Origin of the sequence: Lacinutrix gracilariae (assembly GCF_042684485.1) — a bacterium.
GTDB lineage: Bacteria > Bacteroidota > Bacteroidia > Flavobacteriales > Flavobacteriaceae > Oceanihabitans > Oceanihabitans gracilariae.
On record NZ_JBHULM010000001.1, the window covers coordinates 362069 to 384831 of the forward strand.

Annotated in this window: 23 protein-coding genes and 1 other RNA gene; 10 read left to right on the top strand and 14 right to left on the bottom strand. The window is 30.4% G+C overall.

Annotation, left to right across the window (positions count from 1 at the left end):
* Positions 1–121 precede the first annotated feature (121 nt).
* On the top strand, positions 122–1366 hold the full coding sequence (rocD, locus tag ACFSSB_RS01580) for an ornithine--oxo-acid transaminase (protein ID WP_379900236.1): 1245 nt from the start codon (positions 122–124) through the stop codon (positions 1364–1366).
* Between the two features lie 79 nt (positions 1367–1445).
* Here the strand turns inward: rocD and ACFSSB_RS01585 are convergent, their stop codons facing one another.
* The 3 genes from ACFSSB_RS01585 to ACFSSB_RS01595 all read right to left on the bottom strand — a co-directional run bounded on the left by ACFSSB_RS01585 (position 1446) and on the right by ACFSSB_RS01595 (position 4015).
* Positions 1446–1784 carry a CCC motif membrane protein gene (locus ACFSSB_RS01585; RefSeq protein WP_379900238.1) on the bottom strand — a complete coding sequence of 113 codons (339 nt, stop codon included), beginning with the start codon at positions 1782–1784 and terminating at the stop codon, positions 1446–1448.
* A 7-nt stretch (positions 1785–1791) separates the two neighbouring features.
* The gene (locus ACFSSB_RS01590; RefSeq protein WP_379900240.1) at positions 1792–2073 is read right to left on the bottom strand and encodes a DUF2752 domain-containing protein; all 282 of its coding nucleotides are present in this window, start codon (positions 2071–2073) and stop codon (positions 1792–1794) included.
* A gap of 100 nt (positions 2074–2173) precedes the next feature.
* Positions 2174–4015 (bottom strand): T9SS type A sorting domain-containing protein, encoded by a 1842-nt coding sequence (locus ACFSSB_RS01595; protein ID WP_379900242.1) that lies wholly within the window; start codon positions 4013–4015, stop codon positions 2174–2176.
* A 255-nt stretch (positions 4016–4270) separates the two neighbouring features.
* Here ACFSSB_RS01595 and ACFSSB_RS01600 point away from each other — a divergent pair, with 255 nt between their 5' ends.
* Both ACFSSB_RS01600 and ACFSSB_RS01605 read left to right on the top strand, forming a co-directional pair.
* Positions 4271–4459, top strand: coding sequence for a hypothetical protein (locus tag ACFSSB_RS01600; RefSeq protein ID WP_379900244.1), 189 nt, complete (start codon positions 4271–4273; stop codon positions 4457–4459).
* Positions 4449–5003, top strand: coding sequence for a Smr/MutS family protein (locus ACFSSB_RS01605; protein WP_379900246.1), 555 nt, complete (start codon positions 4449–4451; stop codon positions 5001–5003). The genes ACFSSB_RS01600 and ACFSSB_RS01605 overlap by 11 nt, the downstream gene beginning before the upstream one ends.
* On the opposite strand, the gene ACFSSB_RS01610 is transcribed toward ACFSSB_RS01605, so the two are convergent.
* Entirely contained in the window at positions 5000–5947 is a 948-nt protein-coding gene (locus ACFSSB_RS01610; protein ID WP_379900248.1) for a hypothetical protein, read from the bottom strand. The two genes, ACFSSB_RS01605 and ACFSSB_RS01610, sit on opposite strands and share 4 nt — an antisense overlap.
* 111 nt (positions 5948–6058) lie before the next feature.
* Here ACFSSB_RS01610 and ACFSSB_RS01615 point away from each other — a divergent pair, with 111 nt between their 5' ends.
* A complete protein-coding gene (locus ACFSSB_RS01615; protein ID WP_379900250.1) occupies positions 6059–7201 on the top strand; it encodes a cysteine desulfurase family protein in 1143 nt (380 codons plus the stop codon).
* Positions 7202–7284: 83 nt separating this feature from the next.
* Here the strand turns inward: ACFSSB_RS01615 and ACFSSB_RS01620 are convergent, their stop codons facing one another.
* The 4 genes from ACFSSB_RS01620 to ACFSSB_RS01635 all read right to left on the bottom strand — a co-directional run bounded on the left by ACFSSB_RS01620 (position 7285) and on the right by ACFSSB_RS01635 (position 12548).
* Positions 7285–7791 (bottom strand): hypothetical protein, encoded by a 507-nt coding sequence (locus tag ACFSSB_RS01620; protein ID WP_379900252.1) that lies wholly within the window; start codon positions 7789–7791, stop codon positions 7285–7287.
* A gap of 114 nt (positions 7792–7905) precedes the next feature.
* Positions 7906–8280 carry a hypothetical protein gene (locus tag ACFSSB_RS01625; RefSeq protein ID WP_379900254.1) on the bottom strand — a complete coding sequence of 125 codons (375 nt, stop codon included), beginning with the start codon at positions 8278–8280 and terminating at the stop codon, positions 7906–7908.
* Positions 8281–8386: 106 nt separating this feature from the next.
* Positions 8387–10795: a TonB-dependent receptor gene (locus ACFSSB_RS01630; RefSeq protein WP_379900256.1), complete on the bottom strand. Its 2409-nt coding sequence runs from the start codon at positions 10793–10795 to the stop codon at positions 8387–8389.
* 64 nt (positions 10796–10859) lie between these two features.
* On the bottom strand, positions 10860–12548 hold the full coding sequence (locus tag ACFSSB_RS01635) for a M23 family metallopeptidase (RefSeq protein WP_379900258.1): 1689 nt from the start codon (positions 12546–12548) through the stop codon (positions 10860–10862).
* 178 nt (positions 12549–12726) lie between these two features.
* Between ACFSSB_RS01635 and ACFSSB_RS01640 the strand changes: the two genes are divergently transcribed.
* From ACFSSB_RS01640 to rny, 4 genes are all read left to right on the top strand, one after another.
* Entirely contained in the window at positions 12727–13017 is a 291-nt protein-coding gene (locus tag ACFSSB_RS01640; protein ID WP_379900260.1) for a hypothetical protein, read from the top strand.
* Between the two features lie 14 nt (positions 13018–13031).
* Positions 13032–13325 (top strand): cell division protein ZapA, encoded by a 294-nt coding sequence (locus ACFSSB_RS01645; protein ID WP_379900262.1) that lies wholly within the window; start codon positions 13032–13034, stop codon positions 13323–13325.
* 57 nt (positions 13326–13382) lie between these two features.
* Positions 13383–13489: non-coding RNA, 6S RNA (gene ssrS / locus ACFSSB_RS01650), on the top strand.
* A gap of 57 nt (positions 13490–13546) precedes the next feature.
* The gene (gene rny / locus ACFSSB_RS01655; protein WP_379900265.1) at positions 13547–15121 is read left to right on the top strand and encodes a ribonuclease Y; all 1575 of its coding nucleotides are present in this window, start codon (positions 13547–13549) and stop codon (positions 15119–15121) included.
* A 53-nt stretch (positions 15122–15174) separates the two neighbouring features.
* On the opposite strand, the gene ACFSSB_RS01660 is transcribed toward rny, so the two are convergent.
* The 3 genes from ACFSSB_RS01660 to xerD form a co-directional block, all read right to left on the bottom strand.
* Positions 15175–16323, bottom strand: coding sequence for a sensor histidine kinase (locus ACFSSB_RS01660; protein WP_379900267.1), 1149 nt, complete (start codon positions 16321–16323; stop codon positions 15175–15177).
* A gap of 187 nt (positions 16324–16510) precedes the next feature.
* Positions 16511–17608 (bottom strand): sensor histidine kinase, encoded by a 1098-nt coding sequence (locus ACFSSB_RS01665; RefSeq protein WP_379900269.1) that lies wholly within the window; start codon positions 17606–17608, stop codon positions 16511–16513.
* Between the two features lie 152 nt (positions 17609–17760).
* Positions 17761–18657: a site-specific tyrosine recombinase XerD gene (xerD, locus tag ACFSSB_RS01670; RefSeq protein WP_379900271.1), complete on the bottom strand. Its 897-nt coding sequence runs from the start codon at positions 18655–18657 to the stop codon at positions 17761–17763.
* Between the two features lie 170 nt (positions 18658–18827).
* On the opposite strand from xerD, the gene ACFSSB_RS01675 reads away from it, so the two are divergent.
* Together ACFSSB_RS01675 and aroQ are read left to right on the top strand one after the other, a co-directional pair.
* Positions 18828–19424, top strand: a complete 597-nt coding sequence (locus tag ACFSSB_RS01675) for an outer membrane beta-barrel protein (RefSeq protein ID WP_379900273.1) — start codon at positions 18828–18830, stop codon at positions 19422–19424.
* A 75-nt stretch (positions 19425–19499) separates the two neighbouring features.
* The gene (aroQ, locus tag ACFSSB_RS01680) at positions 19500–19916 is read left to right on the top strand and encodes a type II 3-dehydroquinate dehydratase (protein ID WP_379900275.1); all 417 of its coding nucleotides are present in this window, start codon (positions 19500–19502) and stop codon (positions 19914–19916) included.
* Positions 19917–20046: 130 nt separating this feature from the next.
* On the opposite strand, the gene lpdA is transcribed toward aroQ, so the two are convergent.
* From lpdA to msrB, 3 genes are all read right to left on the bottom strand, one after another.
* Positions 20047–21423 (bottom strand): dihydrolipoyl dehydrogenase, encoded by a 1377-nt coding sequence (gene lpdA, locus ACFSSB_RS01685; RefSeq protein WP_379900277.1) that lies wholly within the window; start codon positions 21421–21423, stop codon positions 20047–20049.
* A gap of 192 nt (positions 21424–21615) precedes the next feature.
* Positions 21616–22170, bottom strand: a complete 555-nt coding sequence (locus ACFSSB_RS01690; protein ID WP_379900279.1) for a DUF1572 family protein — start codon at positions 22168–22170, stop codon at positions 21616–21618.
* Positions 22171–22238: 68 nt separating this feature from the next.
* Positions 22239–22721 carry a peptide-methionine (R)-S-oxide reductase MsrB gene (gene msrB, locus ACFSSB_RS01695; RefSeq protein ID WP_379900281.1) on the bottom strand — a complete coding sequence of 161 codons (483 nt, stop codon included), beginning with the start codon at positions 22719–22721 and terminating at the stop codon, positions 22239–22241.
* Positions 22722–22763: the final 42 nt, after the last annotated feature.

The following is a 22763-nucleotide window of genomic DNA, read 5'->3' on the forward strand; positions in this document are numbered from 1 at the left end:
TTTCTTTCCCACGCTGAATTTTCGACTCTCATCTATACAAAAAGTTATGGTGAGTTTAGACTTCGAAAGGATAAAGGTAGATAAGGAATGGCTTTTTTATTCACTAATAAAATTATTTAAAATGGCTGTTTTAGACCAATTAACATCGCAAGAAGCGATGGATTTAGAAAACAAGTATGGCGCGCACAATTACCATCCACTTCCAGTAGTACTGAGTAGAGGAGAAGGTGTATATGTTTGGGATGTAGAAGGAAAAAGATATTACGATTTTCTTTCTGCTTATTCTGCAGTAAACCAAGGACATTGTCATCCTAAAATTGTAGGAGCAATGGTTAATCAAGCACAAACGCTAACATTAACATCTCGTGCATTTTATAATGATATGCTAGGTAAATTTGAAAAATTTGCTACAGAAACCTTTAACTACGATAAGCTGTTACCTATGAATACAGGAGCAGAAGCTGTTGAAACGGCTTTAAAACTTTGTAGAAAATGGGCTTATGAAGTAAAAGGAATTGATGAAAACGAAGCAGAAATTATAGTATGTGAAAATAACTTTCATGGTAGAACAACAACTATTATATCTTTTTCAAACGATCCTGTTGCAAGAAAGAATTTTGGACCTTACACCAAAGGTTTTATAAAAATTGAATATGATAATCTACAAGCTTTAGAAGAAGCTCTTTCTAGTAATAAGAATGTTGCAGGATTTTTAGTAGAACCAATTCAAGGAGAAGCTGGAGTGTATGTACCAACAGAAGGATATTTATCAAAAGCGAAGGCTTTATGCGAAAAGTATAACGTATTATTTATTGCAGACGAAGTACAAACTGGAATTGCAAGAACAGGTAAAATGTTAGCTATTGATCATGAAAATGTAAAAGCAGATATATTAATTCTTGGTAAAGCTTTAAGTGGTGGAGCATATCCTGTTTCTGCAGTATTGGCAAATGATACCATTATGAATGTTATTAAACCAGGAAATCATGGTAGTACATTTGGTGGTAATCCTGTAGCTGCTGCTGTTGGTATGGCTGCTTTACAAGTAATTAAAGACGAAAACCTAGCGCAAAATGCACAAGAATTAGGGGAATTATTTAGAGCAGAACTTTCTAAATTTATTGAAGGCTCTAATATTGTAAATGGCGTAAGAGGTAAAGGTTTATTAAATGCTATTTTAATTAATGATGATGAAGAGAGCGAAACCGCTTGGAACATCTGTATTGCTTTACGTGATAATGGTTTATTAGCAAAACCTACACATGGAAACATTATTAGATTTGCACCTCCTTTAGTTATGAACAAAGAACAACTATTAGATTGTGTTGCTATTATTGTAAAAACATTAAAGCAGTTTGAAGCATAAGTTTTTCAATGTATACAACTTATAGAACGAAAAAAAAGCGACCATTTGGTCGCTTTTTTATTTTATAAAAGAATAGGGCTTACTGATTTTGTTGTTGAAATTCATCTAATCTTTGTCTCATAAGTTCTGGATCTTGCATGGTATCCCAACCAAAATACATAATGGTTGCAATAATAGAAATTATGGTAATAATAGATAATAGAATACCAATTATAGCCATTATTTTTCCTGCTTTTACGTTTCCGTAACCTAAATAATCTTCTGGTGCATTTTTGTATAGTAAAGTAGCTTTATTGGCTAGAATAAGAGCTACAATACCTAAGGTGATACCTAAAACACCATAACACCAACAGGTTACTATAGATAATATTCCAAAAACTAATATAAGCGTTGCGTTTGGTAGCGTTTTTTTTTCCATACTTGATTTAAATAAATTTAAAGATATAGTTAGTAAAGATAATTACAATGTTAATACTAAATAATATAAGTAAATAATTGTGTCCGTTTTTAAATTTAAACTTTAGGTGTAATACTAATACCAGCAACATTAAAAGTATAGTAAAAATGGCTGGGTACATTTTAAAAGCTGCTGTAAAATCTCCTTGAATTAGGTATACTAATGAGCGTTGCATACCACAACCAGGACATTCTATACCAAATAGTTTTTTATTTAAACAAGGTAGCATGTAGGCTTCAAAAGAAGACATATAGTATATATTTAGTAGCTACAAATATACAAAAAAGAACTTGTCTTAACAGGTAGTATTTTAACTGCAAAGACAAGTTTTTTATATTTTTTCTATGGATTTATTTCTTTTGAGAAACAACCACTTTTTTACTTTTAGTAGTTTGATTAGCAAAAGTAACTTTAGTTATATACACTCCGTCACTTAAGCTTTTAGTTGAAAATTCATATCTATTTTTAGTAGATAGATTGTTTTCTTTAAAAATTACTTTTCCTGTAACATCAAAAAGTGAAATAGATTGCACTTCTAGTTGGTTAGGATTTAACACAGTTAACTGTGACGTAGTATTGTTTTGCATTACTAAGAAATCTTCATCTATAAACTCTTGTGAAGAAAGTGATTCACTTTGAAAAACAATTTCAAAACGATCTGTATAGTCACCTTCTTCAAGTATTATTTCATAGGCTTGCTCTTGTAAATTAACATATAAGTTGTTTTGCTTATCATGAATATAAATAGGCTGACTTTCTTCAAAATTTTGTACATCATAAATATCAAAACGTACTAATTGTTGGTTGTTTATATTAACAAGTAAAGGTATTTGTAAACTTTCGTCATAATTAAATGCTTGAATAGCATAAGGTGTATTGTCATGAATCCAATTGGCATCAGAAGCAACTTGTTCAGCGATTGGTGCTTCTAAACCATAGTCAAAACCATCTGTTGCAGTATGGTGAAAGTTCATTAATAATTGACGTGTATAAGAGTCATTGCCATTATTATCAAAACCAACATTAATTCTAAAACGTTTAAAATCTTCAGGAACTATGCTGTATCCTTCTTCGTTATATTCTGTTTCAGGAAATGTTTCTCTTTCTGTTGCTGTATTTTCGGTTCTAAAAAACTCACTATCTGCATCTGATTGCTTGTAAAATACTCTATGTGAATTAGAAAAAGTAACATTAGTTGCACTAGCAGTTCCTTCTACCATAAAACCTTGCCCTACAGGAATGTAGCGTCTTGCTGTTTTTGTTCCATTTCCAGGAGAAGGACCTGCAGCTATATTACCATTTAAAAGATACATTCTAAAGACAGCAGGAGTAAAAGATTCTGTGCCATCTGATGAAATAGTATATAAAGCATAACCACCAACATAATTAGACAATACATGTGAGGTAGCTCCAGGAGCTTGTTCCCAATATTTTAAAACACCAGTAGAGTTATTTTGATTGTTAGTATCATGAATAAATTCAAGTGCATCTATAGCAGAAGGATATGGATTACCAACTAAAGTTTCACTGTTTGGGTTTAATGTTACTGTTATATCTCCATTATTTGGTTTTCCTCTAAAATCATATTTTTGTGAACCACTAGGGTTTCCTTTCATGCTAAAACCATAGCCAGAATCTAAAGTTCCGTTAGGATCTCCACCAACAGGTAAAGAACCACCACCAAGACCTATCCAATCTTCGTAAGCATTAGATGTTGTAGGTAATCCTATAAATGTATATAACCAATAACTAGAAATTTGTGTAGCAGTACCATCATAACCAGAAGTATAACCATAAGGATTACTATTTATTGGAGCTGTTACTTCATAATACAAATTATTACTAGGCATAAATGCAGAATTTCCTGTTGCAGCTATATTTTGTCCTACAGGCGAAGCCCAATAATTATACATGTAAGTGTTAGAGTTACCTGTTTGGTAAACACTTAGTTTTCCTTCTCCAGAGTTTCCTACGTTGTTGCCTTGTAAAAGGTGTGCATCATTACGTAGATATAGATGTCCATTTGTATCTAAATTAACATCATCTGTTACATATAAAGGTGCTACATTTGGTCCACTTGAAAAAGCTGTACCATCTACATAAACATAACTGCCATTACTAACGTATAGGTCTGATTGCGCAAAGCTCAGGCTGCAGAATGTTAATAGTATTAAGGTGATAAAATATTTCATGAGGGAATTATTTGCTTTGTTAATGGTCTTAATCTTTTTTTAATATTTTAACTTATAAATTAGATATCTAAAGTTGGTTGAATTTTACTAATCTATATTTATTACATTGTAAAATACATTGTTTTAAAATGTAACTAATTGTATTTTAGTCAATAAGTTAATCACGAAATTTAGTAATTAAAAAGTACCTTATTAAATTTTATTACTTATTTTCGATGTACAGTATATTTGTTAGACAAACGTTATGTGAATGTTATGAAAAAAGTAAAAAATTACGATTATGTTCTGGTGCTATTGGGTAGTGCAGCAGCAATTTATGCACAAGCAGGAGAACAGCAGAACACTTTAATTTTAGTTTTAGGAATTGTAGTTTTAATGTTTGGTTTGTATCGTATTTATAGTACTATACCTAGTAAAAAAGAAGAAGATAAAAATGAGTTTTAAAGTTGGAGATTTTGTTTTTGTTTTAGATGATGATTTATCTGGAGAAATAGTTCGTATTTCGGGAGATACTATCACTATTTTAACTGAAGATGAATTTGAATTAAATTTTAATAGTAACGAAGTTGTTAAACAAGAAAGCGCAAATACATTAGAGCAAAACGTTTTTACAAATGCTTCCTTACAGCATGTGGTTTCAGAAAAAGAAACTAAGAAAAGAAAGCAAGTAACCAAAAAACCTAAAGAACGATATGAACCTACTTTTGAAGTAGACTTACATATACACCATTTAACAAAGTCATCAAAAGGCATGTCTAGCCACGATATGTTAAACTTACAATTAGATACTGCTAGAAGGCAACTAGAGTTTGCTATACATAAACGCATACAAAAAATGGTGTTTATTCATGGCGTTGGAGAAGGGGTTTTAAAAACCGAATTAGAGTATCTTTTAGGTAGATATAAAGTAAAGTTTTATGAAGCTAATTACCAAAAATATGGTTTAGGAGCTACAGAAGTTTATATCTACCAAAATACAAAACCTTAAAAAGGAATTTCTACAGTTCTTTCCTTAATTAAGCTATCATCTTCTAAAGTACCAAAATCTAAATAATCATAAGTAATAGAAGGTAACTCTAGGTTTATTATTTCTAAAGTAACCTCAAAAGTTTGTTGTATATCATGATCTCTATAGGCTGTTGCAGTAACTGTAGTACTAACGCTATTATTTAAGTAATCTGCTCCTACGGTAGGATCTGTAAAATCATTGGTAGGATCTTGGTCTTGTGTATCATTTTCTTCGTTTATAGTAAGTACACCATCGCCATCATCATCTGGATCTAAATAATTTGGAACTAAGTCAATACCAAGGGCTATTTCATCTGCTTCATCGGTATTTAATGGGTTAGTTAAAGGGTTATCGTCTCCATCTAAATCGTCATAATCAATTTCTAAACGCGTAAGTACATTATCCCCATCATCATCTTCATCTAAATAATTTGGTATACCATCACCATCGGTATCATCATCGGTTAAATCTCCATTACCATTAATATCTTCCAATTCTGCTGCAATACCATCATCATCATCTTCGGTTAAAGAAATATAAACGGTTGCTGTTCCTGTTGTGCTTTCTTCGTCATTTGTAATGGTAATATCTGATGAAGGTACATCATCACAAAAGAAATCTGTAGGAGTAGCATCATATCTTCTATAATTAAAGAAGTTTGTGGTTCCGTTAATAGTGTATTGTTCTTCGGTAATATACAATTCGCCATTTTCATCCGTAGCTATTAAGCTATCTAGCGACTTAGTTACAGAAGTAATTTGTAAAGAAATAGATTCTGCAGGATCTTCTTTTATTTTATAAAACACCAATTCGCCACAGGCAGAAAAAGTATCTTCAAAATCAAGTTCTTCTGTAATAATATCTCCATCGTTACAAGAAAAAAGCATAAAAACAGAGGAAATAACAAAAAGTAACTTTTTCATAGTATTGTAATTTTTGAACAAAAATAATAGAATTGTTAAACTTATAACGATGCTTCTTGCAAATAATTTTAATTGCACTATTTTTGTTGCTTCAAACACACAATTATATTTATGAAAACTGTTTATTTTGATAGTGCTGCAACTACGCAAGTACGAGACGAAGTGATTAAAGATATGCAAGAAGTTCTTGCTTCGCAATACGGAAATCCTTCTTCTACACATGCATTTGGTCGTGCATCTAAATCTATTATTGAAACTGCAAGAAAAACGATAGCAAAACAATTACACGCTTTACCACAAGAAATAATTTTTACTTCTGGAGGTACAGAAGCAGATAATATGATTTTGCGTTGTGCTGTTAGAGATGGTAATGTAACAACAATAATTACTTCGCCAATTGAGCATCATGCTGTTTTGCATACAGTTGAAGAGTTAAGAAATGAGTATAATGTAACTGTAGAGTATGTTAAACTGCAATCTTGTGGTACTCCAGATTATGAAGATTTAGAAAGATTATTAGCTGCTAATGATGAGCGTAAACTAGTAAGTTTAATGCATATTAATAATGAAATAGGAAACATTTTAGATATTGATAAAGTTGCAAATTTATGCAAAGCGAACAATGCACTTTTTCATAGTGATACTGTGCAATCTATAGGTCATTTTGATTGGGATGTTGAGAAAACTCCTATTGATTTTATGACTGCTGCAGCACATAAATTTCATGGTCCTAAAGGTATAGGTTTTGCTTACATACGAAAAAACAGCAATTTTAAACCGCTTATTTTTGGTGGTTCACAAGAGCGTGGTCATCGTGCAGGAACAGAACCAGTACATAATATAAAAGGTTTAGAAACTGCTTTTAAATTAGCTTATGAAAATTTAGAAGAAGAAAGTGCTTATGTACAATCTTTAAAAGATTATTTTAAAACAGCAATTAAAAAGGCAATACCAGAAGTAAAGTTTAATGGTAATTGTGACGATAAAGTAAAAAGTACCTATACTTTAATAAATGTGTGTTTACCAATGAGTCCAGAAAAAGCGTTGACTTTACAGTTTCAATTAGATTTAAAAGGAATTGCTTGCTCAAAAGGTTCTGCTTGCCAAAGTGGAAGCGGAAAAGGTTCTCATGTTTTAGCACAAATATTAGAAGAAGAAGATATACAAAAACCATCTATTCGTTTTTCGTTTTGTAGATACAATACAAAAGAAGAGATTGATTATACTATAGATGTTTTAAAAGAGTTTGTTTAGCTAAAGAAATAGAAAAGTATAAAACATAAAAAAACCTTCAGAAATAATTTTCCTGAAGGTTTTTTTTACCACTCAATTAACACTTAAGCAGCTTGTTCTTTTTTAAGAATATTGTTTTTAATTTTAGTTTCCCATTTTTCTAATAACGAAACTTCATCACTCATTGTAATATTTACATCTACATTATAAAACTCTAATGCTTCTTTGTTTAATTTGTTAGCGTTTACATATTCAATAACCAAATCTATTTTATCGGTTTCTGTTTTAAAAGTTCCTTTGGTTTTAAAGGTTCTATTGGTTCTAACAATAGCACAAGAGCTTACTTGGTTTAAATCTATAATTTTAGTGTTATACGCTTCGTCTATAATTTTAGAATAGATAAGTTTATTTTTATTGGTATCTAAAGCAATAGCATAGTAGCTTCCCCAGAAATCTGGTTCATTAACGGTTAAATTATTTTTTAAAGCTTCGTCAATAAATGCTTTTCTTGATTTTTTCTTTTTACTAGTTTGTGATCTTTGTATTGCTACTATTGGTAATACTATTATTAGAACGATGATTGCACCTATAATGGTGTTTGTTGTATCCATGATTTTATTTTTTTTATTATAAGAAATGCTTCTTGGTAAATACCAAGAATGAGAATGTGCAACTAAATACTTGTTTTGTACTTAGTTGTGCTGTGTTGAATAAAAAAAATACGCTTATGAAAAAGTATGGAAAGGGTAGAGTAGCGCGTCTAAGTCTAAACCTGGCTGTATGTTTACACAGCTAAAAAGATATTGATTATCTTTAGTTTTGGTATAGGTTTCAAAGTGTTTAGAAAAGGAAAATGAGGTTTTAAATTTTTCAGAATGAAAGTTAAAATCATTTTCACCACCTAAATCTGAAAGTAATTCTAAATCTGGAAAAACAGATAATTCAGGTGTTTTAGAATCGCTTTGATAACGAGCTAGATCTTGATGTTGTTTTGTATCTGAAACAGCATCTACAATAAAATTTTGCATAGAAATGCTCATGCTTAAACTATAAGCAAGTAGCAGGCTTAATGCCATTATATTTCTAAACAATTGTTTCATGCATGCAAATTTACCAAGGTTAATGGTTTGGTTGTTAAATAAAATGTTAAAATATATTTAAAGAAGCTGTTTTTTTGGCTTAGTTAAAAGTTCTATTATCTTTTATTTAAAATTTCATTGTAGTTCTTACATTAAAAACTCTAGGTGTTAGGTAGTTTGGTATTGCATATTGGCGCTTGCTATATACATCTCTAACCCAAGTATTGGTAATAGAGTTTTGTACATCAAAAACGTTAAAAATTTCTAGTCCTAAAGTAAGTTCTTTAAAAGGTTTACGCCAACCAGAAGTATACTGTTTATTCTGGTCTACAATTACATATTGAAAACCTAAATCTGCACGTTTATAATCTGGTAAACGGTTTTGGTATACATAAGGATCTGCATAACTTGGCGAACCACCAGGAAGACCTGTGTTATATACCAAGTTTAAATACATTTTTAAGTTTGGCATATTAGGTACATAATCTTGAAATAAAGCTGCAAACTTTAAGCGTTGGTCTGTTGGTCTTGCTATATAGCCACGATTATCAATATTTTCTTCGGTTTTTAAATAACCAAAGCTAAACCAAGATTCTGTTCCTGTAACAAACTCTCCGTTTAACCTTAAATCTAATCCGTAGGCATACGCTTCGGCATTATTAGTTGCGCTATAGCGTATTCTTACGTTTTCAACTGTATAAGGATTTACATCGTTTAATTTTTTATAGTATGCTTCAGAGGTGAGCTTAAAAGGTCTATTCCACATTTTAAAGCTATAGTCATTACCTAAAACAAAGTGTATAGATTGTTGTGCTTTTACATTAGGTTGTACTTCTCCGTATTGATCACGTAGCTCTCTATAAAAAGGAGGTTGGTAGTATAAACCAGTTCCAAATCTAAAAAGCATGTCTTTTTCCCAATTAGGTTTAATAGCAACTTGTGCTCTCGGACTAAAAACGGTTTGTGCATTGCTTTCAATACCATCTCCTTGTACATTCCAGTTATGCATTCTAGCTCCTGCATTTACCCAAAGTTCACTTTCACCAACATCAAAGCGTCTGCTCCATTGTAAATAGGCTTGAATTCTGTCTATAGTTGTATTGTTGGTTGCTCTAACATTTTCATATGCTTCAATAGGACCTTCATTAGGTTGGTATGGTTGCTCATCAAAATAATCGACGTTAGGAGGGTTTATAGAAAAGCCAGCAGAATCTATAACTTCCCATTCTACCAGTCTATCTCTAATATCTTCATTGGTGTATTTTACAGACCATTCAAAGTTGTTTTCGTCTAATTTATAGTCTCCTTTGTGTTCAATGGTAGTAATAAGTGCATCTAAATCATTTCTACCATGATTTAATTGTCCGCCAATACCTTCACTAAACTCTACTTCACCTAAATCTTCATCACCAATATTGGTGTTTACTTCACCAAGTCTGTATTGGGCTAAAATATCAAAATATTCTTCTTCTGTAGTATGGTATGTAGAAGCTACTAAATTTAAGTTTAAGTTGTCATTAACTTTATAGCTTCCTTGTATGGCTCCAAAAAGGGTTTGGTAAGCATCTTTTTCTTGACCTTCATAAAAAACAAGCAAAGCAATTGGGTCTGTTAGTGTACCAAAATTAGTTTGTCTTGTTTCTGGTTCATAATTGTATTTGTTAAGCGAAACGTTTCCTAAAAAACTAAGGCTAAATTTATCTGTAAACTTATAAGTAACAAAAGACTGAACATCTAGAAATTTAGGATCGTAATTGGTTTCTGTTTCTTTAGCATTTACCAATAAACTATTGTCTCTATAACGTACACCAACAATTCCTGTTAGTTTATTATCATTACTTACGGCTTCTATAGCAAGACTTCCGCCAAGTAAGCTTAAATCTGCAGCAATACCAAAATCGGTTGGTTTTCTGTAGGTAATATCTAATACAGAAGAAAGTTTATCTCCATATTTAGCTTGAAATCCTCCTGCAGAAAAATCTACATTTTGTACTAAATCGGTATTTACAAAACTTAATCCCTCTTGTTGTCCTGATCGAATTAAAAAGGGTCTATACACTTCAATTCCATTTACATATACTAGGTTTTCGTCATAATTACCACCACGAACAGAATATTGAGTACTTAATTCATTATTACTACTTACTCCAGGAAGTGTTTTTAATAAATTTTCTACTCCAGCATTAGCACCAGGAATTTTTCTAATAGTTGCAGGTTTTAGAGTAATTATACCTTCTACATCTTTTCTTTTTCTTCCTGAAATAACTACTGTAGCAATTTGTTCTACATTTGTTTTCATAACAGGATTAAACTCTAATTCTTCCCCATTTTTTAGGTTAAAAGTAGCAACTGTTTTTTTTAAGGATATATGCGTAAAAGTTACGGTTACATCTTGATTAGCCGGAATTTTTAAAAGGTAAAAACCATTTTCATTGGTTGTGGTACCAGCGTTATTGGTTTTAATGTTTATGTTATCTACAGGGTTATTAAACTCATCTAGAATTACACCTTTAATTGTTCCTGTTTGTGCAAACATAAAACATGGTATAATAAAAAAGAAAGCCGCAAGGAGTTGAAATTTAGTATTCAAGATTGTTTTTTTATTTTCGGTAAAACATAGTTTCAAATGTAGAGTTATTTCCAACATTATCCGTAACAATTACCTTTAAATTATTTTTAGTTTCTGTAGAAACCGCGTCATTAAAGTTGTAAGTTAATGTTTTTGTTTTATAGTCATACTCCATTAATATCCATTTTCCGTTTAAAGTAGCTCTGTAATTAGATATTCCAGAGTCTTTATCTTCAATTTTTAGTTTTAAAAACTTGTACTTGCTAAGCCATTTTCCTTTAGAAAAATTTAGAGGTCTTATTGTTGGAGGCAAAGAGTCTATTGCTAGAGCATATTTGCCTAACTCTCTTGTACTCGTGCTTAAAATATTTCCTTTTCTTTTGGTGCTAGAGTATAATGGGTAATCATTCCAGCCCACTAATCTTGCTATATATAATTTACTAGCATCTTCAGTTTTATAATCACTTAAATCATAACTAATATTAAAATATTTTATTGCAGGAATGGTGTTGTTATGAAGAGTTAGCGTATCATTAGAAACCTTAAAGTCCATAAAAAAATCATCATAAAATGTATTTTGAGGTATGGTAACATTAACACGACCTTCATTTAATATGGTTTCTTCACTTGCGTAAATATAGTGTGGAGTAGTGGTGTCTTCTTTTGGTTCAACATCCTTTGTTTTTACTCCTTTAATATTAATTTGCAACCATGCATCATTACCTTCAAAATCAGTAACACGTACTTTAAATACCGAAGCAGTACTATCTTCTACTTCAATATAACCATCATTAGCTTCTCGATTATAAAGACTTAAAGGATTGTTTTCTTCAATAAATAATTTTTGAAGTCTTTGTTTTTTGGATTTATAATGCGAGTAATCTATAAATCGATTTAAATGTCTAGTTTCACTAAAAGAAAAACGTTTAAAGTCTATTTCAAAACACAAATCGCCATTATACCTTGTTTGAATATTGTAAACTCCGTTTTTATTAGCAGCTAAATCTTGCCTATCTATAGTGGCAATAGCAAAACCAATTTTACCATAAGCTTCTATATTTTCTACCGAGTAAGAGCCATTTTTATTATCTATTAAACGTAGTTTTTGTTTTCTTTTAGATTTATTAACGTGAGCATTTTCTCCAATAGCATAGGCGTAAACTTCTGAAATGATAGGTTTGGTACTATCTTTTATATCTAAACCAAAAAGTAGAGGATTTAAAGGTCTTTCTTGATTATCTCTAATTTCGTAATGTAAATGCGGACCACCAGAACCACCAGTATTTCCAGAATAAGCAACAATCTGCCCTTTTTTTATTACTAATTCATCAGGATTAGGAAAAAGTTGAATTTCAAAAGACTCCTCTTCATATTGACGCTTTTTTACATACGCTTCAATTTCTTTAGAAAAACTTTGTAAATGCCCATAAACTGTAGTGTAACCATTAGGATGTGTGATGTATAAAGCTTTTCCATAACCAAAATGAGAAACTTTTATTCTGCTTACATAACCATCTGCAGAACCATAAACATTTAAACCTTGACGTTGCTGTGTTTTTAAGTCTATACCAGAATGAAAATGGTTAGATCTTAGTTCACCAAAAGTTCCTGCTGCAACCAAAGTAATATCTAGAGGAGATCTAAAATAATCTAAAGGATATACGCTTTGCGCATGACTTAAAGTAGAAAAAAGGAGCAATAATATAAATGGAATTCTCATATAGTAAATTGTAACGCTAATGTATTTAATTTGAAATAAAACTGCAAAGTTTTAATCAATTACTACGCCATAGTATTGATAGTTAATGATTTTGAAGATTTTTTATTTTTATTACAAAAAACAATTGTTAATTCGATTTAGGAATGTTAACTTTGTGAGATAAGTATTGAATTTGTAAATGAGTCATATTGAAGATATTGTAGATGCTTTAGAAGATAAAATTAACAAAGTGTTGCAAAAACAAGAAGTTTTAAAGCAAACTAATGTTAAACTAGAAGAGGCTTTACAGGTATCTAATAAAGAACTTCAAGAGAAACAAAAGCAAATTGTGGATTGGAAGGAAAAATATGAAGCGCTAAAAATAGCAAATTCTTTGCTTGGCAGTGATAATAATAAGAGAGAAACTAAGCTTAAAATAAACACATTAATTAGAGAGATAGATTATTGTATATCGCAACTTTCTGAATAATGTTACATAGTTAAATGGCAGAACAGCTTAAAATAAAGCTATCTATAGCTAATAGAGTATATCCTTTAACCATACACCCAAGTCAGGAAGAAGGTTTACGTAAAGCGGCTAAAAATATTGACGCTATGATTACGCAGTTTGAGCAAAGTTATTCTGTAAGAGATAAACAAGATGTTTTAGCCATGTGTGCTTTGCAGTTTGCTTCTCAAGCAGAACAAAATACTATAGATAAAGAAAATACAAATGAACATGTACAAGAAAAGCTTAATGCTTTAAATAATTTGCTACAGGATCATTTAAATTCTTAAAATCGTTCTTTAAATAAAATAAAGGTTACTGCCTGCATTAGTTATTTTTTTTGATAAACTCAACGTTAATTCTTTAAAAAGGGTGAGTTTAAGTTGTAAAAGCGAGCTACCTTGAGTAGATACTTGATCAGCTTGTTAGCCCTAAACTTGTTTTTAAGGAGTTTATACAAAACCTTATACTGATGTGGGCTTTTTTATATATTAAAACTAATTAACTAAACATGAGTAATACAATTATATTTGCAATAATAGGCATTGTAATAGGTGTAATTATAGGATATATTATAGCTAAAACATTAGAAAAAAATAATGCATCTAAGCTTATTAAAAACGCAGAAAAATCTGCACAATCTATTTTAAAAGAAGCTAAAAGCGAAGGTGAGACCATAAAAAAAGATAAAATTCTTCAAGCAAAAGAAAAGTTTATTGAATTAAAATCGGAACATGAAAAAGTAATCTTATCTCGTGATAAGAAAATGGCAGAAACTGAGAAGCGTATTCGTGATAAAGAGTCGCAACTATCTAATGAACTTTCTAAAGCTAAAAAAAATAATAATCAAGTAGAAGCTAAAATAAAAGACTACAACCATAGATTAGATATACTTGATAGAAAGCAAGTAGAACTTGATAAACTACATAAAAGTCAAGTAGAACAACTAGAGGTTATTTCTAGTCTTTCTGCAGAAGAGGCTAAAGAACAATTAGTAGAATCTTTAAAAGGAGAAGCTAAAAATGATGCAATGGCTTTTGTACAAAGTACACTAGAAGAAGCTAAAATGACTGCACAGCAAGAAGCTAAAAAAGTTATTATTAATACCATACAACGTATTGGTACAGAAGAAGCGGTAGATAACTGTGTGTCTGTATTTAATATTGAATCTGATGACGTTAAAGGACGTATCATTGGTAGAGAAGGAAGAAATATTCGTGCTATTGAGGCTGCAACAGGAGTAGAGATTATTGTTGATGATACACCAGAAGCAATTATTTTATCTTGTTTTGATTCTGTAAGACGTGAAGTTGCACGTTTGTCTTTACATAAATTAGTAACAGATGGACGTATACATCCTGCTAGAATTGAAGAAGTAGTAAAGAAAACGCAAAAGCAAATAGAACAAGAGATTATAGAAGTTGGTAAACGTACAGTTATTGATTTAGGAATACACAACTTACATCCTGAGTTAATAAAGATGGTTGGTAGAATGAAATATCGTTCTTCTTATGGTCAAAACTTATTACAGCACTCTAGAGAAGTAGCTAAACTTTGTGGAGTAATGGCTGCAGAATTAGGTTTAAACCCAAAATTAGCAAAACGAGCAGGTTTATTACATGATATAGGAAAAGTACCAGATGCAGAAGCAGATATGGAAACTCCTCACGCTATATTAGGTATGCAATGGGCAGAAAAGTTTGGTGAAAAAGAAGATGTATGTAATGCTATTGGTGCACACCATGATGAAATTGAAATGACTTCATTATTGTCTCCTATTATTCAAGTATGTGATGCTATTTCTGGAGCAAGACCAGGAGCTAGAAGACAAGTTTTAGATAGTTATATACAACGTTTAAAAGACTTAGAAGAAATAGCTTTTGGATTTCAAGGTGTAAAGAAAGCATATGCTATTCAAGCAGGACGTGAATTAAGAGTAATTGTTGAAAGCGAAAAAGTTTCTGATCAAAATGCAGTAGACTTATCGTTTAATATTTCGCAAAAAATACAAACAGATATGACCTATCCTGGTCAAGTAAAAGTTACAGTGATACGTGAAACTAGAGCTGTGAATATTGCTAAGTAAGAATTTAATTATTTATGTAAAAAAAAAAGTCTAGCAAATTTGCTAGACTTTTTTTATTTGGAAAAGCTTAAGATAAATGAGGTGCCTACATCTACTGTACTTTCAATATCTATAGTACCATTTAAAGCTTCTATTTGGTTTTTTATTAGGTATAAACCTACACCTTCTGAGTTTTCATTATTATGAAACGTTCTATATAAACCAAAAACATCTTCTCCATATTTATTTAAATCTAATCCTAGTCCGTTATCTTTTATAGTTATAGTTATCTTTTTATCTGTTGTTTTAGAGTCTATATCTATAATAGGTATTCTATTAGGATGTCTATATTTTATAGCGTTAGATAGTAGGTTTTGAATAATACTTTCAAAATAAGCTAGGTTAAAATCTAATTCTAAAGTACTATCCATATTAATATTAATAATAGTATTTGTTTTCTTTATTTTAACCTCTAAAAGATTCATGGTATTAACAACTACTTCTCTTAAATTAATGGTTTGTTTGCTTATAGTATTAGTATTGTGCGTATTTACAATCTTATTTAAATTAGATATTGTTTTTGTAAGTGAAGAGTTTACTGTTTTTAAATGTTCTATAATTTCATTTTTTTCTTTTTCATCTTCTGTATCATCATAAAACTCTAGTAAACTTTCAAAATTTGCAGTATGAGATTTTAAATTATGAGAAACAATAAGTGCAAAATTTTTAAGTTGTTTATTTTGTCCTTCAATAATATCTTGGTTTTCTAATAACTTTGCTTCTTGCTTTTTGCGTTTGTCAATATTGGTAGTAGTACCTACCATACGCGTATAATTGCCATCTTTATCTCTTTCAATAATTCTACCAATATCTTTTATCCATTTATAAGTGCCATCTTTCATTAAAATTCGATGTTCACTTATGTAGTTTGGTTGCTCATTATTAATGTGACTTAATAAATTTTTAAGTACATGGTCTAAATCGTCTGGGTGAATTCTTTCTTGCCAATTATAAGTCTCAGAATTAGCTTCATTAGTATCTAGATTAAGTATCTTTTTTGCTTCTTCAGAGTAATTCACCTTTTTATTAATAACGTCATAATCCCAAACACCTATATTAGAACTTTCTAATGCGAATTTAGATATTCTTTCTTCTAGAATTAATTTAGAATTATAAAGAACACTTTTGTTTATTTCTTGTTTTGTTTTTAATAGGATATTCATGCTATGTACAAATTAGGGAATACTAAAAGTAAAAAACAGGGTTCTATTAATCGTTTTTTACACAGTCATTTGCAAAAATACGATTAAATGCATTAAAACACGTTAAAATACATGTTTTGTTTCAGTTTTCTCTAATTATAGAAAATAAGATTTGTAAGTATTTGTAAATAAGTAGGTTAAATGAGTTTTACAAATTTGTTGTAGTAATTGTGAATGTAGTACCAATATTAACTTCACTTTCTACAGAAATTTTACCACCAAAAGATTCTATTTGATTTTTTATGAGATATAAACCAACTCCTTCAGAGTTATCATTTTTATGAAACGTTTTATACAAGCCAAATACTTTATCTCCATATTTTTTTAAATCAATACCTAGACCATTATCCGAAATTATTAGGTGTAAAGTTTTGTTTTCTATTTTGTAATCAACAGTAATAATAGGGTCTCTTTCTGGATGCTTATATTTTATAGCGTTGGTTAAAAGGTTAAGTATAACACTCTCAAAATAGGAAGGGTTGTAGTTAATGAATAAGTCTTTTTTTAGTTTATTATGTACAGTTGCATTATTTTCTGTTATAACAAAATCTAAAGAGGCTAATACATTGTCAACTTCTTGAGCAATATATATTTTTTCAACCTCATTATTCTTATTTGCTTGTACAGAAACAACCTGGTTTAAATTGCTTATGGTTTTGGTTAATGAATTAGAAAGGGATTCTAGGTGAACCATTATTTCTTTTTTTTCATTATTTGTTTCTGCTTCATTATAAAAGCCAACTAAGCTTTCAAAGTTACCAGCATGTTGTTTTAAATTATGAGTAACAATATGAGCAAAATTTCTTAATTGATTATTTTGCTTACTCGCTAGGTTTAGTGACTCTTTTGTAATTTGCTCTGCATGCTTTAAAATGGTTATGTCTGTATGTGTGCCAATAACTCTTTTGGGTTGGCCATTTTTTTGCCATGAAACTATTTTACCTCTATCTAAAATCCATTTATAGCTACCATCTTTACAACGTATTCTGTGTTCGTTTTCATAAATTGGTTTTATACCATGAAGTAGTTCTGTAAAATCTTGAAAGTAGGCAGGTTTATCTTCTTCGTGAACTCTATCATTCCATGCATTAATGTTATCACCTAAGATGTTTTCTCTTTCAAACCCTAATATTTTATTAGATTCTTTAGAGTGAAAAACCTCTTTTGTTTCAGCGTCGTATTCCCAGACACCAATATTAGTGTTTTCTAGGGCTAATTTCCAGATATTGTTGTCAAGTATGCTCAAAGTTCTATTATTTCAGTACTCTTTGTTATAAACAAAGAATATTAAATTATGTTAATTATTAGGGATTACTAATCTAAATAAAAATTATATAAAATTCCATAGTATTTAATTCTATTTTAAAAATATAAAAAACGTTAAATAAATGGGTTACACTATTTTCTTGGGTGAAATGTGTTCATTATTTCTTTTAAATGACTTTTATCTACATGCATGTATATTTCTGTAGTTGTAATGCTCTCATGGCCAAGCATTAACTGTATAGCACGAAGGTCGGCGCCATTTTCTAATAAATGCGTAGCAAAAGAATGTCTAAAAGTATGTGGAGAAATATTTTTATTTAAATCTATTTTTACGGCAAGTTGTTTAATGATTGTAAATATCATTGCTCTAGTAAGCTGTTTTCCTCGTCTATTTAAAAATAGAATATCTTGAAATTCTTCTTTAATAGGAGTGTGTACTCTTACTTGGTTTTTATAGATATTTATAATTTTTTGTGTTTCCGGTACTATTGGCACAAAGCGTTGTTTGTCTCCTTTACCTGTTACTTTTATAAATCCTTCATCAAAAAATAAGTCTGAAATCTTTAAACCTACTAGTTCACTTACACGCAATCCGCAACTGTAAAGTGTTTCTAAAATTGCTCGATTTCTTTCTCCTTGAGGCTTGCTTAAATCAATGGCAGAAATAAGCGCATTTATATCTTTTTCAGATAGTGTATCTGGAAGTTTTCTGCCTATTTTAGGAGCTTCAATAAGCTCTAATGGATTTGTTTTTATATAATCTTCAAAAACCAAATAGTTAAAGAAACTACGTAAACCTGAAATTATTCTAGATTGCGATCTTGCATTTACTTGTTTAGCAATTTCGTATACAAATTGTTGTACTATTTCTGCTGTAATTGTAAGTGGAGATACTTGTATTTTTTGGTTTTCTAAGTATGTTAATAACTTATTAACATCTAGGGCATAGCTATCTATAGAATTTTGTGATAAACCACGTTCTATCTTTAAATACATTTTATAATCAAAAAGTGCTTGTTGCCATTTCATTGGGTTAAAATAATCTTTTTTTTATAATTTTTTTTATTTTATCTAAGTTATTGGCTAGCAGTAAATAACAATTTTTGTGTTAATAAAGTTGTTAATAAGGTTTAAATTTATGCTTTCAATTTAAAAAAATGTAGTTTTTTTGCACCACAAATTTTTAAACTAAATTTATTATGAAAAAATTATTATTTACAGCTGCAATCGCAGTATTAGGATTTACAAGTGCAAATGCACAAGATGATACAAACAACACAACTGGAGGTTTTGCTCAAGGTGATATCTTTTTATCTGGTACTGTTGGTTTTGGTAATGAAACTACAGGTGATGTAAAATCTAATGTTTTTACAATTGCTCCTAAAGCAGGATATTTTATTTCTGACAACATCGCAGTAGGTGTAAAATTAGGTTATACTTCTTGGAAAGGAGATAATGATGGTACAGATACTATGGATGCAAATGAGTTTGCTGGTGGTGCTTTTGGTAGATATTACATTTCTCCAGCTAGTCAGTTTTCGTTATTTGCTGAATTAGGAGTGGATTACACTTCTACAGATGACAAATTAAATGATATAAAATCAGATGGTATATCTGCAGGTTTTGCTCCTGGAATTAGCTATTTCGTTTCTGACAAGTTCGCAATTGAAGCTTCTTTTGGTATCTTAGGATATTCTACAGAGAAAGCTGATTTTGATGGTGCTGAATCTACAGACAACTTTAACTTCGGATTAAACTTTAGCAATATTAACTTTGGTATTGTTTACAATCTGTAAGCTAAATAAATTTTTATTTAAGCCGAAGCATTTGCTTCGGCTTTTTTTATACAATAACTTTTGTATTTTTACTTTATGAAGAAACTCATTATTATAAATGGTCCTAATTTAAATTTATTAGGTACGCGTGAACCTGAAATTTATGGAAGTTTATCTTTTACAGAATTTTTAGAAGAAATAAAAGAAAAGTATGGCAACGCAGAATTAGATTATTACCAATCTAATGTAGAAGGAGAACTTGTAAATAAATTGCATGAAGTAGGCTTTAGCTATGATGGCATAATATTAAATGCAGCAGCTTATACACATACTTCTGTTGCTATTGGCGATGCTGTTAACGCTATTGAAACACCAGTAGTGGAAGTGCATATTTCTAATACTTTTTCACGTGAAGAATTTAGGCATACCTCTTATATATCTCCTAATGCTAGAGGAGTAATATTAGGTTTTGGTCTGCAGAGTTATGAATTGGCCATACAGAGTTTTTTATAAAAACGTTTTGCTGCAAAGGCTTATCAAGTCAAGTATAGATAAATAAAAAATCCCAGAGAATTTCTCTGGGATTTTTTATTCTATATATTACTATCTAACCGTTTATAGAGTAAACGATTAATAGTATATTTTATAAATGAATTACTTCATCATAAGCAGCAGCTACAGCTTCCATAACCGCTTCACTCATAGTTGGGTGAGGATGTACTGTTTTTAATACTTCATGACCTGTTGTTTCTAGTTTACGACCTAAAACAGCTTCAGCAATCATATCTGTTACACCAGCTCCAATCATATGGCAACCTAACCATTCGCCATATTTAGCATCAAATATAACTTTTACAAATCCGTCTTTGTTTCCAGCAGCACTTGCTTTACCAGAGGCAGAGAAAGGAAATTTACCTACTTTTATATCGATACCTTGTTCTTTTGCTTGTTTTTCGGTTAAACCTACAGATGCAATTTCTGGAGTACAATACGTACAACCAGGAATGTTTCCGTAATCTAAAGCTTGTACATGTTGACCAGCAATTTTTTCAACACATAAAATAGCTTCAGCAGAAGCAACGTGCGCTAATGCTTGACCAGGAGTAACATCTCCAATAGCATAATAACCAGGAATATTTGTTTGGTAGAAATCATTTACTAAAATTTTATCTCTATCTACAGCAATACCTACGTCTTCAAGACCAATACCTTCAATGTTGGTTTTAATTCCTACTGCAGAAAGTATAATGTCTGCTTCTAAAACTTCTTCTCCTTTACTTGTTTTTACAGTTGCTTTAACTCCTTTTCCAGAAGTATCTACACTAGTAACCTCAGCAGAAGTCATGATTTTTATACCACTTTTCTTAAAGCTTTTTTCTAATTGCTTAGAAACATCAATATCTTCAACAGGAACTATATTAGGTAAGTACTCTACAATGGTTACATCTGTTCCCATAGATTTGTAAAAGTATGCAAACTCCACACCAATAGCACCAGAACCTACTACTATCATAGATTTAGGTTGCTTAGGTAACACCATTGCTTCTCTATAACCAATTACTTTTTTACCATCTTGTGGTAAGCTAGGTAATTCACGAGAACGTGCTCCTGTAGCAATTATAATATGATCTGCAGAATATTCTTTTCCGTCTACATCAATTTTCTTTCCGGTTTTTAGTTTTCCAAAACCATCAATAACGTCAATTTTATTTTTTTTCATTAAAAACTTAACGCCATTGCTCATTCCTTCTGCAACACCACGACTACGTTTAACTACAGCATCAAAATCTTTATCATATTCTTTAACAGAAAGGCCATATTGATCGGCATGTTTTAAATATTCAAAAACTTGGGCAGATTTTAATAAGGCTTTGGTAGGAATACATCCCCAATTTAGGCAGATACCACCAAGACTTTCTTTTTCTACAACAGCTGTTTTAAAACCTAATTGAGATGCTCTAATAGCAGCTACGTAGCCTCCAGGACCACTTCCAAGTACAATTATATCGTATTTACTCATTATGTGTTTTTTTAGTCGATTTTTTTGAAGTTACGAAGTTACAAAACCAAACCTAAAAATTATAATAACATTATTAAAATTTCAAAATTCGGAATGCTAAATTTTAAAATTCTGATTGAATAATTTCAAATGCATTAGAAGTCTTCGTTTTAAAAGATTACAAAATGATTCTGTTTTCTTTAGAATGTAATTTTAAGGAGTATCTGTAAAGTGTTTTTTTTCTTTTTTTTGAGCAAACTTTTCTTGATTATAAATGTCAGATTTTCCTTTAGGAATAGATAAAGATTGCCATTTATCGGCTTTTAAAAGTTTTGCTAAAAATACCATTTGCCCAATATGGTAAGCATAATGTGCTAATTGTCTGTTTATGGATTCTGTAACTGTGTGTCCTTGATTTCTAATATAAATAAGGGTTTCTTTATCTTCTGGTTTTAATGGTTTAATGGCATTAAATAAGCAATGCCAACCACTTTCCCAAGAGGCAACTAGTTGTTCTTTTGTGGTAAAAGATTCTTCAAATTCAGCATCTCTATTTCTCCATTCTTTTTCACCATCTTCGGTTAAAAAGTTTGTCCAACGAGATAGCATATTACCAGCTATGTGATTTACTAAAATAGAAATACTGTTAGCGTTTTCATTGGGTTGCCATTGTAACTCTTCAAAAGATAATAGATGTATGGTTTTGTCGCCTAAAGATTTATAATATTCAAATTGCTTGATACTACTAGATAAAAAAGAGCTCTTCATGATTTTAAATTTATAAATAAAAATACTACTTCTAACAGAAAAATAGTATAATTACTTATAAATAATTTTTATTCAGCAGGAACAAATTTTAAAGCAACACCATTAATACAGTGTCGTTTTCCAGTGGTTTCTTTTGGACCATCATTAAAAACATGACCTAGATGACCACCACAATTGGCGCAGTGTTCTTCATCTCTAACATATCCTAATTTGCTATCAGACCCATAAGCTACATTGCCTTCAATTTCTCTATCAAAACTTGGCCAACCTGTACCTGAATCAAATTTATGCTCGCTTTTAAATAATGCAATATTACAGGCAGCGCAATGATAGGTTCCTTTTTTATAGTTTTTGTTTAAAGGGCTAGAAAAAGGGCGTTCTGTTCCTTCTTCACGTAAAACATAATATTGTTCTTGACTAAGTTCTTTTTTCCAAGTTGCTTCTGTTTTAGAAACAGGAAAGGTTTCTTTTTTCTCGGTATTTCTTTTTTGTGCCGAAGTATTACAACTACAAAGAATAAATATAAGACTAACAACTAAATATTTTTTCATAAACGCTTTTTTTTTAAATTTTGGTCGAACTAAACATAAATT

Coding starts and splice junctions, on each gene's coding strand:
- ACFSSB_RS01640 (WP_379900260.1), top strand. CDS start 12,727: ATGAGTCATATTGAAGATATTGTAGATGCTTTAGAAGATAAAATTAAC.
- ACFSSB_RS01585 (WP_379900238.1), bottom strand. CDS start 1,784: ATGGAAAAAAAAACGCTACCAAACGCAACGCTTATATTAGTTTTTGGA.
- ACFSSB_RS01615 (WP_379900250.1), top strand. CDS start 6,059: ATGAAAACTGTTTATTTTGATAGTGCTGCAACTACGCAAGTACGAGAC.
- ACFSSB_RS01605 (WP_379900246.1), top strand. CDS start 4,449: ATGAGTTTTAAAGTTGGAGATTTTGTTTTTGTTTTAGATGATGATTTA.
- ACFSSB_RS01690 (WP_379900279.1), bottom strand. CDS start 22,170: ATGAAGAGCTCTTTTTTATCTAGTAGTATCAAGCAATTTGAATATTAT.
- ACFSSB_RS01635 (WP_379900258.1), bottom strand. CDS start 12,548: ATGAGAATTCCATTTATATTATTGCTCCTTTTTTCTACTTTAAGTCAT.
- msrB (WP_379900281.1), bottom strand. CDS start 22,721: ATGAAAAAATATTTAGTTGTTAGTCTTATATTTATTCTTTGTAGTTGT.
- ACFSSB_RS01600 (WP_379900244.1), top strand. CDS start 4,271: ATGAAAAAAGTAAAAAATTACGATTATGTTCTGGTGCTATTGGGTAGT.
- ACFSSB_RS01675 (WP_379900273.1), top strand. CDS start 18,828: ATGAAAAAATTATTATTTACAGCTGCAATCGCAGTATTAGGATTTACA.
- aroQ (WP_379900275.1), top strand. CDS start 19,500: ATGAAGAAACTCATTATTATAAATGGTCCTAATTTAAATTTATTAGGT.
- ACFSSB_RS01595 (WP_379900242.1), bottom strand. CDS start 4,015: ATGAAATATTTTATCACCTTAATACTATTAACATTCTGCAGCCTGAGC.
- ACFSSB_RS01610 (WP_379900248.1), bottom strand. CDS start 5,947: ATGAAAAAGTTACTTTTTGTTATTTCCTCTGTTTTTATGCTTTTTTCT.
- ACFSSB_RS01620 (WP_379900252.1), bottom strand. CDS start 7,791: ATGGATACAACAAACACCATTATAGGTGCAATCATCGTTCTAATAATA.
- ACFSSB_RS01590 (WP_379900240.1), bottom strand. CDS start 2,073: ATGTCTTCTTTTGAAGCCTACATGCTACCTTGTTTAAATAAAAAACTA.
- ACFSSB_RS01660 (WP_379900267.1), bottom strand. CDS start 16,323: ATGAATATCCTATTAAAAACAAAACAAGAAATAAACAAAAGTGTTCTT.
- rocD (WP_379900236.1), top strand. CDS start 122: ATGGCTGTTTTAGACCAATTAACATCGCAAGAAGCGATGGATTTAGAA.
- xerD (WP_379900271.1), bottom strand. CDS start 18,657: ATGAAATGGCAACAAGCACTTTTTGATTATAAAATGTATTTAAAGATA.
- ACFSSB_RS01645 (WP_379900262.1), top strand. CDS start 13,032: ATGGCAGAACAGCTTAAAATAAAGCTATCTATAGCTAATAGAGTATAT.
- lpdA (WP_379900277.1), bottom strand. CDS start 21,423: ATGAGTAAATACGATATAATTGTACTTGGAAGTGGTCCTGGAGGCTAC.
- rny (WP_379900265.1), top strand. CDS start 13,547: ATGAGTAATACAATTATATTTGCAATAATAGGCATTGTAATAGGTGTA.
- ACFSSB_RS01625 (WP_379900254.1), bottom strand. CDS start 8,280: ATGAAACAATTGTTTAGAAATATAATGGCATTAAGCCTGCTACTTGCT.
- ACFSSB_RS01630 (WP_379900256.1), bottom strand. CDS start 10,795: ATGTTTGCACAAACAGGAACAATTAAAGGTGTAATTCTAGATGAGTTT.